Here is a 13643-nt window from a genome sequence, read left to right as displayed (position 1 = left end):
CCGCCTTCGAGCGCACCAGGCCAGCTGCTCGGGCACCGCACGAGCGTTCCGGATAGAACCGAGTCTGGCACGGACCGCAGATAATATCGCGCCGCCAATCCGTGCGGCTCGCGTGGAATCACGAATGTCTGTGGTGCTCAGTAGGCTGGCCGCATGGTCTCCCTCGATCCTTCGCAGCGTCGAGTGCTCGCACTCGATCCCGCTCGGCATGCCCGTGTGCTGGGCGCGCCGGGGAGCGGGAAGACGCGCACTCTGGTCGCCGCATACGTTGAGTGCAGCGGTCGTGAGTCGTGGCGGGAGGGCGAGGTGCTGGTGCTCGCCGCAAATCGCCTGGTCGCCACCGCTCTGCGCGCGGCACTCGCTGAGCAACTGGGGCGCGCGTTTGGCGGAACCCCGGTGCGCACGGCGGCGTCCCTCGCGTTCGCTGTGCTCGGGCGGAGCGCCGCGCTCCGCGGCGAAGACGCACCCCGGCTGCTCACTGGCACCGTGCAAGACGAGGCGATTGCGCGGAGCGTTACCGAAGGCATCGAGCGACCAGGCGCCGGGGTCGCTGGCGTGCCCCCAGAGGTTTTGCACAGCGCAGCGTTCCGAGCAGAGCTGCGCGAACTCTGGCGGGTCGCCGACAACTTCGGCTGGGACCCCGACGCGCTCGCCGCAACACTGCGTGACACGGCGGCCGGGTGGGCGGGCGAAGCCGTAACCGAGCTTCCCGATCCCGAGCTCGCGGCGCGCTGGAGCGATGGCCTGCAGCTCATCTCCGCGGTTGCGGCCCGCGTGACGGCTGAGCGTCCGGGCGAACTCAGCTCAAGCGGCCTCCTGCGCGCCGCGGCTCAGGTGGTGCGCGCCGAGGGGCGGCTTCGCCAGCCCGGCGTTTTCGTGGGAGACGGACCGGCGGATCCGGGGGTGCCGATTCCACGCCTCATCCTGGTCGATGACGCGCAGGAGCTTGGCGAGGGTGAACTCGCGTTGCTTGCCGCGTGCGTGGACTCGGGAAGTCGCGTGTGGGTGTTTGGCGATCCGGATACGGCGACCGGTGCGTTTCATGGTGAGCGTGCGCGTGTGCTGACACAGCTTGATGAGGAGCTTGCGCGGCGCTCCGAGACTCCCGTCGCTCTTCGCGCGGACGCACCGGCACAGCTGGTGGTTCTGGAATCTGTGCACCGGCACGGCCCCGAACTACGCTCGGCGGTTGTGGGGCTCACGGATCGCATCGGTGCGGCGGGCGCTGGTGAGCAACGGCGGGCGGTGGCGCTCCGTTCGGCAGCGGCTGATGCCGGGCATTCGGCGGCGCAGCCGGTGCAGTTCGCTGCGCTCGGCTCGCCGGCAGAGCAGCTCGGCGCGATTGCACACCGCTTCCGTGCGCGGCGACTCGGCCTCGACGGGCGCAATGCGCTGCCGTGGGGCGAAATGGCGGTGCTGTGCCGAAGCCGCGGCGAGGCCACACGAGTCGCGCGGGCGCTCGCGTCCCATCAGGTGCCCACGGGGGTGGCCGCAGGCGGAATCGTGCTGCGTGAGCACCAGATTGTGCGCGAGCTGATTCGGCTGCTGCAACACGCGCTTGGCCTGCACCCCCTCGCGCCCGCGGAAGTGCTGCCGCTCGTCGCGGGAACGATTGGTGGCCTCGATCCGGTTGCCCTGCGGCGGCTGCGCGGTGCGCTGCTCCTCCAGGAACGGCGAGATGCGCGGGCAGAAGAACGTGAACCGCGCGGTATCGACGAACTTGTCGCCGAGGCGTTTGCGTTCCCCGGCGCGGCGCCCGTGGTGGATTCCGCGGGCGGGCGGGCCCTGCGCCGGCTCGCTGTGCTCGCGGCCGCGGGAACCCGAGTGCGAGAGGCCGGGGGAACCGCGCGCGAGACCCTGTGGGCGCTGTGGGACGGTGCAAAGCTCGCGGCTGCCTGGCAGTCGGAGGCACTGGAAGGGCGGGGCGCGCGGGCAGACGAGGCGCACCGCTCGCTCGATGCGGTGCTCGGGTTGTTCTTCGCGCTGCAGCGGCATGAGGAGCAGGACAGCGAGCAGCCGATTGGTGAACTGCTCGAAGAGCTGCTGCTGAGCGCGGTGCCCGAAGATTCGCTCGCGCAGCGCAGCGAACGCGCCGCCGTGACGGTGACCACCCCGCAGGGGGCCATCGGCCGCGAGTTTGCACTTGTCGCGATTGTCGGTCTGCAAGACGGAGCCTGGCCGAATCTGCGCGCCCGCGGGTCCATCCTTGGCACCGCGGCACTTGAGCGTTGGCTGCGCGGGGGAGCGGCACAGCCCCCCTCACGCAAGGACACCATTCACGACGAGCTGCGATTGCTGGTGCATGCCTGCGCGCGTGCACGCGACGAGGTGCTCGTGGTGACCGTGGCAGACGAAGATCAGCACCCGAGCGCGTTCTTTGGGCTGGGGCGCGAGTACCGTGATGACGCGCTGCCGACCTCACGTCTCACCCTCCGCGGTGCGACTGCGGCGATGCGGCGACGACTGACACATGACCCAGCAGATTTCGGGGCGCTCGGAGCTCTCACTGCATTGGCTGGCGCCGGCGTGCCAGGCGCACACCCGGACGAGTGGTACGGCATGTTGCCGCCCAGCACCGCGGCACCGCTCGTGGACCTTGACGGCGATCTGGATGCGGTGGTGCCGGTGAGCCCCTCGCAGCTTGAGCGTGCCGAGAACTGCCCCCTCGATTGGGCGATCGCGCACTTGGGTGGGAGCACGGGAAGCGTGCAGGCGAACATTGGCACGCTCGTGCACCATGCGCTTGAAACTGCCACTGCGGCGAATGCGGATGAGCTCCTCGCAGCGGTGATGAGCGAGTGGCGCAAGCTGGACTTCGACGCGGAGTGGGAGTCCGTACGAGCAGAGCGACTCGCAACTGCGATGACGGCTGGGCTCGCTGCCTACCTGAGGGATTTTGAGGCATCGGAGCGTGAGCTCGTGGGGCGCGAGGCGCTCTTTGCCGCTCCGATCGGGCGGGCGATGCTGCGTGGAATCGCGGACCGACTGGAGCGCCGGGTACTGACGAGCGGCGCCACAGAAGTGACCGTCCTCGACCTGAAGACCGGGCGCACGCCGCCGAGTAAGGTGCAGGCGGAGACCCATGCGCAGCTGCGCGCCTACCAGCTCGGGGTGACGCTCGGCGCGTTCGAGGCCCTGCGGGATCCCGCTGCGGATGACTCCGCGAGCGGTGACGCTGAGCGGCCGGGCAGCGGCGGCGCACGGTTGCTGTACGTTCACCCCGACGCCACAGGGAAAGCTGAGTTCATCGAGCGGGTGCAGGAACCCATTACCGCGGAGGCAAGCGAGGAAATGATGGCCCGCGTAGAGAGCATTGCCGAGGTGATGGCGGGCGGCGCATTCACCGCGCGCATCGAGCACCACTGTTCCGACCCGCACCAGCCCGGCTCCTGCAGACTGCACATCATCCCGGCGGTGAGTCACGCATGAGCGAGCAGCGAGAGGAATCCGGCGGGCCGCGGCAGGTCGTGTTCTCCGCCGCGCGCATCGCGGAACTTCTGGCAGTGCCGCCTGCGCCGCCACTCACTCCAACCCCGGAGCAGCGGGCAGTGATCGAGCACCCGCTGGGGGGAAGCACGCTGGTGGTGGCGGGTGCGGGAAGCGGTAAGACGGAGACGATGGCCAACCGCGTGGTATGGCTTGTCGCGAATGAACTCGTTGCTCCCGACGCCGTACTGGGCCTCACGTTCACACGGAAGGCTGCTGGTGAGCTGCGTGAACGGATCACCGGACGCCTCGCAGTATTCCTCGAACGGTTGCGCGACGCTGGCGAGCGCGGCGCGCTGAGCGAAGCCGAGCTCGCTGCATCAGCTCGTCTTGAGAGCGCGCTCGGCGATGGGCTCGACACCCCGGAGGTCAGCACCTATAACGCGTTTGCCGCGGGAGTGCTGCAGGAGTACGGGATTGCCGCGGGCGTTGCCCCGGGGGCCGCGGTGATCGATGAGGCCACCGCCTGGCGACTCGCGCGGGAAGTGGTGGTCGCAAGCAGCGACCCTGAACTCGCGACGAGTGAGCTGCGCACCCCAGAGCTCATCCGCCACCTGCTCGCGCTCGATCACGCCGTAGCCGACAACCTCACCTCACTCGACCGGGTCGATCAGGTGGTTGCTGAATTTGCGCGCGTGCTGCACCTCCCGTATTCGGAGAAGGAGATCGGCCGCGAGCCAAGCGGAAAGGTCTACGCGCCCGTGCGCGACGCGGTCGCCGCACTTGCGGAGACGCCGATGATCACCCGCCTGGCACGCGAGTACGCCGCAGAGAAGGAGCAGCGCGGAGTCATCGAATTCCCCGACCAGCTGGCACTTGCGACGCGCGCCCTCGAACGCTCGCCGGACGCGATCGCCGCGCTCCGACGGCGGCACCGCGTCGTGCTGCTTGATGAGGTGCAGGACACCTCAGTCGGGCAAACCCGATTTCTCGCCATGCTGTTCGGCGGTTCCTCGGTGATGGCGGTGGGCGATCCGCATCAGTCCATCTACGGCTGGCGCGGAGCCTCCGCTGAGGGGCTGCGCTCGTTCCACGCGGACTTCGCAAACCGTGAGCGTCGGTCCCCGCGTACGGCTCCCGCGACGCTGACGCTCTCCACGAGCTGGCGCAACCCTGGGACGGTGCTTGACGCCGCAAACGCGATCGCCGGGCCGTTGGCCGCAGCCTCCGAGATTGACGTCCCTCGCTTGGCGCCTCGGCCCGGAGCTGGCGCGGGCAGCGTGGAGTGGGCCTACCCCGAGACCGTGCATGAGGAACGCGCCGCGGTGGCCGAGTGGCTGCGTGACGCTCGCGCTGCGCATCTCGCGGAACACGGAGAGCTGCCGAGCGCAGCGGTGATCTTCCGGACACGCAGCCACATGGCCGCATTCTCGGCCGCGCTGAGCGAAGCCGGCGTGCCGAACCGCATCGTGGGGCTCGGCGGACTGCTCACCACCCCCGAGGTCACCGACGTCGTATGCGTGCTGCGCTGCCTCTGGTACGCCGACGCCGGTGGAGAACTGATCCGCATCCTGAGCGGCCCCCGATTCAGGATCGGCGTTGCCGACCTCGCGGGTCTGCGGGACGCGGCGCGCTGGTTCGCCGCGAGAGACCTCAGACAGCAGCCTCTCAGTGAAGAGGACCGCGCCGCCGATCGGGTGCTTCCCGACCCCGATCGCCAGTTCACCCTCCTCGACGCGTTGGACCAGATCGCGGGGATGCGCGACCTCGGGCACGCCGCGCTTCGGGGGATCAGCGAAGTGGGCCGCGAACGGCTACGTGAGGCCGGGCGTATGCTCGCCGCACTGCGACAGTACGTCGGCGGCGACATGGGGGAGCTGTTGGGGGCAACGATCCAGGCACTCCGCCTCGATATCGAGCTTGATGCCAATGAGGCGCGCGAGCACGCGGGAACTTCAGCGGCGCAGGCGAATCTTGACCTATTCATCGACTTGATCGAGAACTACCTGGCCATCGACCCGCGCGGCACGCTCGCTTCGGTGCTCGAGTGGATTGAGCGTGCGGTGCTCGCGGACGAGGCCGCGGAGCATGTTGCGGCGCCCGCACCGGGTACCGTGCACCTCATTACCGCCCACGGTTCCAAGGGCCTTGAGTGGGACCTGGTTGCGGTTCCGCGGATGGTCGCCGGTGAGTTTCCGGGATCAGCGCGCAGCGGGGCCGGCTGGCTGCGCACCGGCCAGCTGCCAGACGAGCTGCGGGGCGATGCAGCCGCCAGGCCCGAACTCAACTGGCGCATCGCCGCAACGCAGCAGGAGCTCCGAGACCGGATCTCGGAGTACCGCACCGCACTCCAGGACCGACACGCTGAGGAAGAGCGACGCCTCGCGTATGTTGCGGTCACGCGTTCCGCAGACAGGCTGTTGCTCAGCGGTTCGTTCTGGGGCGGCCAGACCCGGCCGCGCGTTCCATCGACGTTTCTTGCTGAGCTGGGCGAAGCGGGCCTGATCGCCGGGCTTCCTGAAGAAAGCGCTCACGAGGCCGACCCCAGTGAGGCGAGTGAGCTCACCGAGCAGTGGCCGCTTGATCCGCTCGGCTCACGCGGGCCGGCGCTGCGCCGGGCAGCGGACGCGCTGCGCGGGGAGCTCGACGCCGCGGCGGCAGACGGCCCTCGTGCGAGCGGCGGTGACGAACTCGATCCGACTGTGGCGCTCCTGCTTGCGGAGCGCGCAGCGGCGCACGCGGACACTGCGGCAGCGAGCGCGGAAGAGCTGCCCGAACGCATCACCGCATCAACCTTCCACGAGTTCGTGGAAGACCCCGCACGCGCCGAACGAATGCGGCTGCGCCCGATTCCGCAGCGGCCCTACCGCCGCACTCGAGTGGGAAACCGATTCCACGAGTGGGTCGAGCGGCGGGCCACCACCGCGATCGGCAGCGCACTCCCGCTCGCGGGCCTCGACGGCACACTGGATCTGGACGCGAGTGATGCCGATGCGTTGCTCGATAGTGGGCTGGACACCGAAGCGGCTGCTGCCGAATCGTGGGAGACCGCCGAGCTCCGCCCCCTCATTGAGCAGTTTGAGCGCTCGCGCTGGGCAGGCCTCGCCCCCGTTGCTGTTGAGATCGAGGTCACCCTCCCGTTTGCCGGCCGAACCCTCGTGTGCAAGCTCGATGCGGTGTACCGCCAGCCCGACTCCACGGGTGGGGATGACCGCATTGAGATTGTCGACTGGAAGTCGGGGCGTTCGCCGCGCACCGACGCTGAGCGCGAGTCGCGCTTCTTCCAGCTCGATCTGTACCGGCACGCTTACGCGCAATGGGCGAGCATCCCGCCGGAGCGCATCGACGTCTCCCTGTTCTACGTCGCCGAGGGCGTGGAACTGCGCAGCGAACGAACGCGCAGCCTCGCTGAGCTTGAGGAGATTTGGGGCGCGGCCGCATCAAGTCTCACCGGGGCGAGCGAAGACGGCGACCGTGCCTAGCGATCCCGAGCTGAGGGAAGATCTGAGGCGTCGAGCGGCTCGGTGAGCTGATCTTCGGCCGCTGCGAGATCGGCCTCTGAATCGTCTGCGTCGTCAGGAGTGTCGCCCGCCTCGGCCGCGAGCGCCTCGGACACTGGCGGCACAAACAGTTCATCCAGATCGACCTCGGCGGTGCCCGCGGCGTCCGCGAGCTCGTCCACGGCTGCGGCGGGCGGAGCCGTGCGCTGCGCGGCGGCCTTCTGCGCGGCGGCTTTCTGTGCGTCGACCTCGGCTGCACTCAGCGGTTCGACGAACTCGGTGTCGTGGCCGAACATGCGATCCTCATCGAGTGCTTCGACGGCGGCAGTGTCTGACAGGTGCGGGTGCACGGTCGGGGTGTCCGCGAGCAGCGCCGTGACCTCTGCTTCACCGAGTGGGTGCTGCGACTGCGTGGCCGCGAACGCGGCGGCCAACGGTCCGCCCACACCCACCATCCGGTCAAGCATCGCCACCGCGTCGTCGATGACCCCCTCGTCATGCGATTCGGTGCCGTGCAGGAGCCACCGGGCCACCTCGAGCTCGTGGTAGAGCGCCGCCCGCGCGCGGATGTGCGCGACTGACCCGGCATTGCGGAGGGTTGCGTAGCGCGCAATCACCGCGTCGCAGATGTCGCTTCCTGGTGCGAGCAGCCACGACAGATCCTGCGCGGGATCGCCCACGGCCAGCTCACCCCAGCCAACGACGCCGGTGATCTCGCCGTCCGTGACTCGCAACTGCTCCGCGTCCAGGGAGCCGTGCACCGTGGTGGGGGCAAAGTCCCACAGCTCGGCCGCCTCGACCGTGCGCTGCCAGCGCTGCAGCACGGTCTCGGGGAGGAGCCGGGTGGCCTCCGCGCGATCGATCAGGCGAGTGGCGATGAGCCGGAGATCCTGCGCGGTGTGCACCGGCAGGCCACCGTTCTGCGCAACGCTCAGCGGAAGCTCGTGAATTGCGGAAATGGCCTCGGCGATGGGCTGCAACAGCAGCGCGTCGTCCGCGAGGTCCTCTGCCTCGAACCGTTCACCATCCACAAACGTGGACACGACGGCGCGGGTCTCGCCCGCTCGCGTCATCCCCAGGGTCTCCGGCACCTCGAAGGGAAGCCGGCGCCGCGGGCCCTCCGTGAGTGCGGCGCGACCGAGGACCTCGGCGGACTGCTGCACCTCGGCGGCTTGCGTCCGCGGCACCCGCACGAGCAGTTCAGCGTCCTCCGTGGTGATCACGGCAGCCGCATAGCGAGAATCGTCCGTGTGTTCGCGCACTCCGAACACTGTCAAACCTGGCACGGCGGAGGTCGCGAGCGCGGCTAGAGTGAATGGGATGCTGGCCATGCACATTAGGGTATGCAGGCTCGGGGCGGCCGTGGTCGCGCCACGCGCACCGCACAGCACACTGACACCTCGATCGGGGTGTCAATTCGCGTTCGATCGGCCCCGCGAGGGTGCAGAGGAGGAGAGGCAATGAACACGCAGGATCGCCCCCCACTTGCCAGCGGAGTGCTCGATCGTGACGCAGCGACGCGGGAAACCCCGGAGTTGCTTCGCGCGGCCTGGAACGAGCCCGGCGCGCGCCTGCTGCAGCTGCGCGGAATCGAGGTGCCTGTGACGGGTCCCGACGCCGCGCCGCGGCTCGCGCTCGTGCCCACGCACGGTGAACCGAATCTGACGGGTACCGCGGTTGGGCATGTGTACCTCGGCCGGATGGCCGGTGCGCCAGTGTTCGCGTGTGCGACGGCGGCGGAGGAGAACCCGGAGACCACCGACGAGCGCGCCGCGGATGCGGAGACTGCGGTGCGGTGGCGGCACCCGTTCGCTGCGAGCGGGGACCTCGGTGACACCGAGCGCGAGCTGGTCGCCGTCTCGTCGGCCCTGCTGCGCTGGCACGAGGCCGCGGAGTTCTCGCCGCGCGACGGCGAGCCCACCGAGGTGGTGCTCGGCGGCTGGGGTCGCCGTGACGCCCACGGCGGCGAGCTCTTTCCGCGCACCGATCCTGCAGTGATCGTGCTCATCGAACACGAGGACCGGATCCTGCTCGGTTCGAACGCGCTGTGGGAGTCGGGGCGGTTCTCTCTACTCGCTGGATTCGTGGAAGCAGGTGAAGCGCTCGAGCAGACCGTGGCGCGCGAGGTCTTCGAGGAGGCCGGTGTGCAGGTGGCGAACATCGAGTATGTCGCTTCACAACCCTGGCCGTTCCCGCGGTCGCTCATGCTCGGCTTCCGCGCCACGCTGGCAGACGGCGCCGACCCGGATGCGCTGCAGCCCGATCCCGCAGAGATCTCAGAACTGCGCTGGTTCAGCCGTGAGCAGCTGCGCAATCCTGACCCAGGGATCATCCTGCCGCAGTCGGTGTCGATCGCGCGCTGGCTCATTGATCGCTGGCTGGCTGAAGTTCCCGCGGGCGATGCGCGTGCGAACGCAGCGGTGAGCGACGATCTTGACGGGCGCCCCGGTGGCCGCTGACGCCGAATCAGTGCTCGACGGGCTCGACCCCGAGCAGCGCCAGATCGCGGAGCACCTGCGCGGCCCGATTTCGGTACTCGCTGGTGCGGGCACGGGAAAGACGCGAGCGATCACGCACCGGATCGCCTATGGCGTGCGCAGCGGCGTGTACGCGCCAGAGCGGGTGCTCGCGGTCACCTTCACCCGAAAGGCCGCCGGCGAACTTCAGGGGCGGCTGCGCGGACTCGGCGCCGATGGCGTGCGAGCTCAGACCTTTCACGGGGCGGCGCTCGCGCAACTCGGACACTTTTGGCCCGATGTGGTGGGCGGCTCGGCGCCGCAGATCCTGTCGGGAAAGGTTGCGGCCCTGTCGCAGCTCGTGGAGTCGCGCAACATGCGGCTCGGGGGCGAGGCGCTTCGCGACCTTGCCTCAGAAATCGAGTGGCGAAAGACCACGATGCTGAGCATCGACCGCTATGCCGCGCACGTTGAGGAGCGGCCGATTCCCACAGGCCTCACCGCGGAGCAACTCGTCGACCTGCAGCGCGGCTACGTGGAGCTGCTTGAGGAGCGGCGGCAGATTGACTTCGAAGACGTGCTTGTGCTGCTCACGGGCATGCTGGAAAGCGAGCCGCGTGTCGCCCTGCAGGTGCGGGAGCGGTACCGGTTCTTCACGGTCGATGAGTACCAGGACGTCTCGCCGCTGCAGCACGCCCTGCTCAAGGTGTGGCTCGGCGACCGTGACGACGTGTGCGTGGTGGGCGACGCGAGCCAGACGATTTACTCGTTCGCGGGGGCATCGAGTTCGTACCTGCTGCGCTTCGGTGTCGAACACCCGAACGCGCGCCAGGTGCGGCTGGAGCGCAACTATCGCTCGCTGGAGCCGATCGTGCGTATAGCGAACCGGCTGATGCGAGACCAGCCGGGTGCGCTGACGCTCAGCGCGATGCGCGGCAGCGGCGCAGGCGACGTTGACACCGCGGCTTCGGTGGCTGCGAGCGAGCCCGGCACAGCTCCTGCCGCCTCCGCTCCAGTCGCTGTGGCAGCCCCGCCTACGTTTGAGTGGTTTGCATCAGAAGCGGACGAGGCGCAGGCGGTGGCGGGCTCGATTGCTGCGGCAGTGCAGGCGGGCACCCCGGCATCCGAGATCGCTGTGCTCTACCGTACGAATGCGCAGTCTGCTCGGTTCGAGGAAGCCATCAAACGGAACGGCATTGGCGTCCGCGTGCACGGCGCTCAGCGGTTCTTCGACCGTGCCGATGTGCGCCAGGCAGTGATGCTGATCCGCGGTGAAGCGAAGGTCGCGCACGACCGGCCGCTCTTCCAGATCGTGAGCGACGCACTCCGTGCGGGCGGGTGGTCGGCTCGCCCGCCCGAGGGTGCTGCGCAGCGTGAGAAGTGGGAGGCGCTGAGCGCGCTGCTCTCGCTGGTCGACGAGATGCCGCCGGGTGCTGGGATCGTGGAGTTCAGCGAGGAGCTTCTGGCGCGGCAGCGCACGCAACACGAGCCCACGGTCGACGCCGTGACCCTGAGCGCCGTGCACGCCGCGAAGGGTCTCGAATGGTCGCTCGTCCATGTTGCCGGGCTCAGCGAGGGGCAGTTTCCTATCGTGCACGCGGTCGATGAGGCGAGTCTTGACGAGGAGCGGCGGCTTGCCTACGTGGCGTTCACGCGCGCCCGGGACACGCTCAGGCTCTCGGGCGTTGCTGGGGGAGCGCGGGCTCCGCGTCAGCCGTCTCGGTTCATCGCTGAGGCCGGGCTCACCTAAACCCGCCGCACCCGCACTCGGGGTGTGCGGACAGTTCATGCTCCTCGAGCGTGCCGCGCGGGTGGCCGGCCTCAACCTCAAACGACACCCGGGTGCCATGCACACGCGATTCGCCTCTGAACCAGGCGTCGATGAACTGCACGGTGAGCGCCGCGGCGAGCACACCCACTGCTGCGGTCTCGCTCGCAGGCGTGGACTCGACGAGCTGCGCTGCGAGCACCGATGCGCCCGGGTCTGCCTCGAGGACGGCGAGCGTGATGCAAGTGTGGCAGGGGGCACCGGGCGGCGCCACGATCGGGCCCACCGACGCGCGGGTGTCCGTCAAGCGCACGAGGAGGTGGGGGATACCCGCGACGAGCCACCGCTGCGCACGCTCGAGCGGCTCGAGGAACCGTTCAACGAACACCACGAGTGCGGGTGCCGTGTCCGCGCCCGTGCCCCCGTCCGCGACGTGAACCTCGCCCTCGCCCGCGCCCGGGGCCTTCGTAGACCACGCGACTGTGCTCCCAACCCCGTGCGTCAATGCGCCCGCAAAGCCGGGCACAGGCCTCCCCGCGTCGTCGATGAACAGCTGGGGCGGTAGCGCGGAGCGCGGAACAGTGGGGAGCGCGTGCACTGGTTCCGTGCGTGGCAGACAGGCACGCTCTACCGCGGAGAGGAGCGCTCGCGCTTCCTGTAGCGTCACGCCCGTGCGGCGCGCCACCTGCGGCAGGTCCGCCGCAGCAAAGCCGGTGCGGAGTGCGCCGAGGAGACGCTGCTGGCCCGCACTCGGCGACACGATGCGCGCGTAGGCACGCTCAAACCCCACGCGTAGGGTGTCGGGACTCTCCCAGCAGACCGGCAGGTCTGGGCGGAGTCGAAGAAACGCGGGCATGGCCACTAGTGTGCGGGGAAGTCTCCCTGCCTCGCTGGTTGTCCACAGCCTCCCGGCGCACGTGGGCGCGCCGCGAGACGCTCCCGCCCTGTGAGCGAGTGCCCTATGCGATCTCCGCGCGAATCACATCGGCAAGATCTCGGGGGCGGCTCCACATCGGCCAGTGCCCGGTGGGAAGATCGACAACGCGCACCTCGCTGAGCTCGGCAACCTCCGCGAACATCGGGTGGCCTGCGCGTGCGAGCTCGAGAACCTGGGCGCTGGGAATCGAGCAGCACACGAGCGTCGTGGGCACCTCGCGCCGAGCGGGCTGCGCGAGAGATACGGCCTCCCGGAGCACGGGGCCGGGCTCCGCTACCGCGCGGTCGCGGAATCGTGCAAGCACGGCCCCGCTCAGGCCGTCCAGGCTTGCCTGCTCCGCAAGCACCCCAAAGGCAGGCAGCGGAAGCTCGGTGACCTCCGCGGGGAGGTTGGGCGCGAATGCCGTGCCAGAGCTGAGCGGCCCTGAGTCCACCCAGATCACGCGCTCAATGAGCGATGCGTGCTGATCGAGGACGAGGCTGACGGGCCCGTTCGCTCCGCTGTGTGCAACGAGCACGGCCCTTCGCTCCGGGTGCGCGCCCTCCTTCGTGGCGATGAGTTCAACAATCGCCGCGGCCTGCTCCGAGAGCGTCCGTTGAGCGCGGTGCGGATCGTCGGGATCCATGCCGGGGAGCGTGACGGCGTGCGCATCGATCCCAACGGCGGCGAGTTCGACGCGCACCTCGTCCCACGCCCACGCGCCCAGCCAATGGCCGGGAACGAGGATGAGAAGCGGAGGCTGAGAGGTCATCGGTGTGTGTGGCGTGGTGTCTGTCATACCTCGACTCTGGCAGGCGTAGTGGACAGCAGTATGTCACTATTTATGTCATGAATTTTGACGCCCGCGGAAACGCGCGATGAAGCGCGCCGAACGGTTGCACGCCATGTCCGAGATGCTGCGTCGCAGCGGCACCCGGGGATACTCTGCGGATCGGCTCGCGCGCGAATTCGAGGTCTCGGTCCGCACGGTGAAGCGAGACCTCGCGGCGCTTGAGCGAAGTGGTGCGCCACTCTGGTCTCGCCCCGGTCCCGGGGGCGGCTACGGCTTCGCTGCGGCGGCCACGCTGCCGCCCGTGACGCTCTCGCCTGAGCAAGCGGTTGCGCTCCTCTCCGCGGTGTCGGCAGCACAGGACGCGCCGTATGCCGACCTCGCGGTCGCCGGTGTGCAGAAGGTGCTTGATGTGCTCGACCCGGGAACGCGCGCTCGCGCGGACGCTCTCGCACGTCGGGTCTGGGTCACTGATGCTGAACGGCCCGCCCGGCTGGTCCGCTCCGCGGTTGAGGCGGCGATGGCCGATCAGCGCGTGGTTCGCATCCAGTACGTCGCGGGCGACGGGGCGATCACCACACGCGACGTGGAGCCGGTACTCTTCGCCGCAGCCCACGGTGCGTGGTACCTGGTGGGGTGGTGCCGCCTGCGCGATGCAATGCGGTGGTTTCGGGTGGCGCGCATCGAACGGGCGAGCGTGACGAAGACGCCTTGCTCCGGCCACACGGTCGCGGAAGTGGGGGATCCGCCAGCGAATACGCGGCCGGTGCACCGGGCGCGCGGCTGA

8 protein-coding genes are annotated in these 13643 nt (G+C 69.3%); 5 read left to right on the top strand and 3 right to left on the bottom strand.

Going from position 1 to position 13643, the window contains the following annotated elements; translation table 11 throughout:
* The first annotated feature begins 153 nt into the window (after positions 1-153).
* Positions 154-3429, top strand: a complete 3276-nt coding sequence (locus ACR81A_RS09535) for a PD-(D/E)XK nuclease family protein (protein WP_440311677.1) — start codon at positions 154-156, stop codon at positions 3427-3429.
* Positions 3426-6908: a UvrD-helicase domain-containing protein gene (locus ACR81A_RS09530; protein ID WP_440311676.1), complete on the top strand. Its 3483-nt coding sequence runs from the start codon at positions 3426-3428 to the stop codon at positions 6906-6908. Before ACR81A_RS09535 ends, ACR81A_RS09530 begins: the two co-directional genes overlap by 4 nt.
* On the opposite strand, the gene ACR81A_RS09525 is transcribed toward ACR81A_RS09530, so the two are convergent.
* A complete protein-coding gene (locus ACR81A_RS09525; RefSeq protein ID WP_440311675.1) occupies positions 6905-8257 on the bottom strand; it encodes a phosphotransferase in 1353 nt (450 codons plus the stop codon). The two genes, ACR81A_RS09530 and ACR81A_RS09525, sit on opposite strands and share 4 nt — an antisense overlap.
* A gap of 129 nt (positions 8258-8386) precedes the next feature.
* Here ACR81A_RS09525 and nudC point away from each other — a divergent pair, with 129 nt between their 5' ends.
* Both nudC and ACR81A_RS09515 read left to right on the top strand, forming a co-directional pair.
* A complete protein-coding gene (gene nudC / locus ACR81A_RS09520; protein WP_202381328.1) occupies positions 8387-9385 on the top strand; it encodes an NAD(+) diphosphatase in 999 nt (332 codons plus the stop codon).
* On the top strand, positions 9375-11132 hold the full coding sequence (locus ACR81A_RS09515) for an ATP-dependent helicase (protein ID WP_440313143.1): 1758 nt from the start codon (positions 9375-9377) through the stop codon (positions 11130-11132). The genes nudC and ACR81A_RS09515 overlap by 11 nt, the downstream gene beginning before the upstream one ends.
* On the opposite strand, the gene ACR81A_RS09510 is transcribed toward ACR81A_RS09515, so the two are convergent.
* Both ACR81A_RS09510 and ACR81A_RS09505 read right to left on the bottom strand, forming a co-directional pair.
* Positions 11125-12006, bottom strand: a complete 882-nt coding sequence (locus ACR81A_RS09510; RefSeq protein WP_440311674.1) for a hypothetical protein — start codon at positions 12004-12006, stop codon at positions 11125-11127. The genes ACR81A_RS09515 and ACR81A_RS09510 overlap by 8 nt on opposite strands.
* A gap of 103 nt (positions 12007-12109) precedes the next feature.
* Positions 12110-12865 carry an alpha/beta fold hydrolase gene (locus ACR81A_RS09505; RefSeq protein WP_237462248.1) on the bottom strand — a complete coding sequence of 252 codons (756 nt, stop codon included), beginning with the start codon at positions 12863-12865 and terminating at the stop codon, positions 12110-12112.
* Positions 12866-12944: 79 nt separating this feature from the next.
* Between ACR81A_RS09505 and ACR81A_RS09500 the strand changes: the two genes are divergently transcribed.
* The gene (locus tag ACR81A_RS09500) at positions 12945-13643 is read left to right on the top strand and encodes a helix-turn-helix transcriptional regulator (protein ID WP_440311673.1); all 699 of its coding nucleotides are present in this window, start codon (positions 12945-12947) and stop codon (positions 13641-13643) included.

The organism is Leucobacter chromiireducens (genome assembly GCF_051993095.1).
In the GTDB taxonomy this organism is placed as follows: Bacteria; Actinomycetota; Actinomycetes; order Actinomycetales; family Microbacteriaceae; genus Leucobacter; species Leucobacter chromiireducens.
Note: the sequence above shows the minus strand (reverse complement) of the source record. Positions and strands in the feature narration are given on the sequence as shown.

Excerpts from the sequence above, each read along its gene's own strand:
- ACR81A_RS09535 (WP_440311677.1), top strand. The coding sequence starts at position 154 with ATGGTCTCCCTCGATCCTTCGCAGCGTCGAGTGCTCGCACTCGATCCC.
- ACR81A_RS09530 (WP_440311676.1), top strand. The coding sequence starts at position 3,426 with ATGAGCGAGCAGCGAGAGGAATCCGGCGGGCCGCGGCAGGTCGTGTTC.
- ACR81A_RS09525 (WP_440311675.1), bottom strand. The coding sequence starts at position 8,257 with ATGGCCAGCATCCCATTCACTCTAGCCGCGCTCGCGACCTCCGCCGTG.
- nudC (WP_202381328.1), top strand. The coding sequence starts at position 8,387 with ATGAACACGCAGGATCGCCCCCCACTTGCCAGCGGAGTGCTCGATCGT.
- ACR81A_RS09510 (WP_440311674.1), bottom strand. The coding sequence starts at position 12,006 with ATGCCCGCGTTTCTTCGACTCCGCCCAGACCTGCCGGTCTGCTGGGAG.
- ACR81A_RS09505 (WP_237462248.1), bottom strand. The coding sequence starts at position 12,865 with ATGACAGACACCACGCCACACACACCGATGACCTCTCAGCCTCCGCTT.
- ACR81A_RS09500 (WP_440311673.1), top strand. The coding sequence starts at position 12,945 with ATGAAGCGCGCCGAACGGTTGCACGCCATGTCCGAGATGCTGCGTCGC.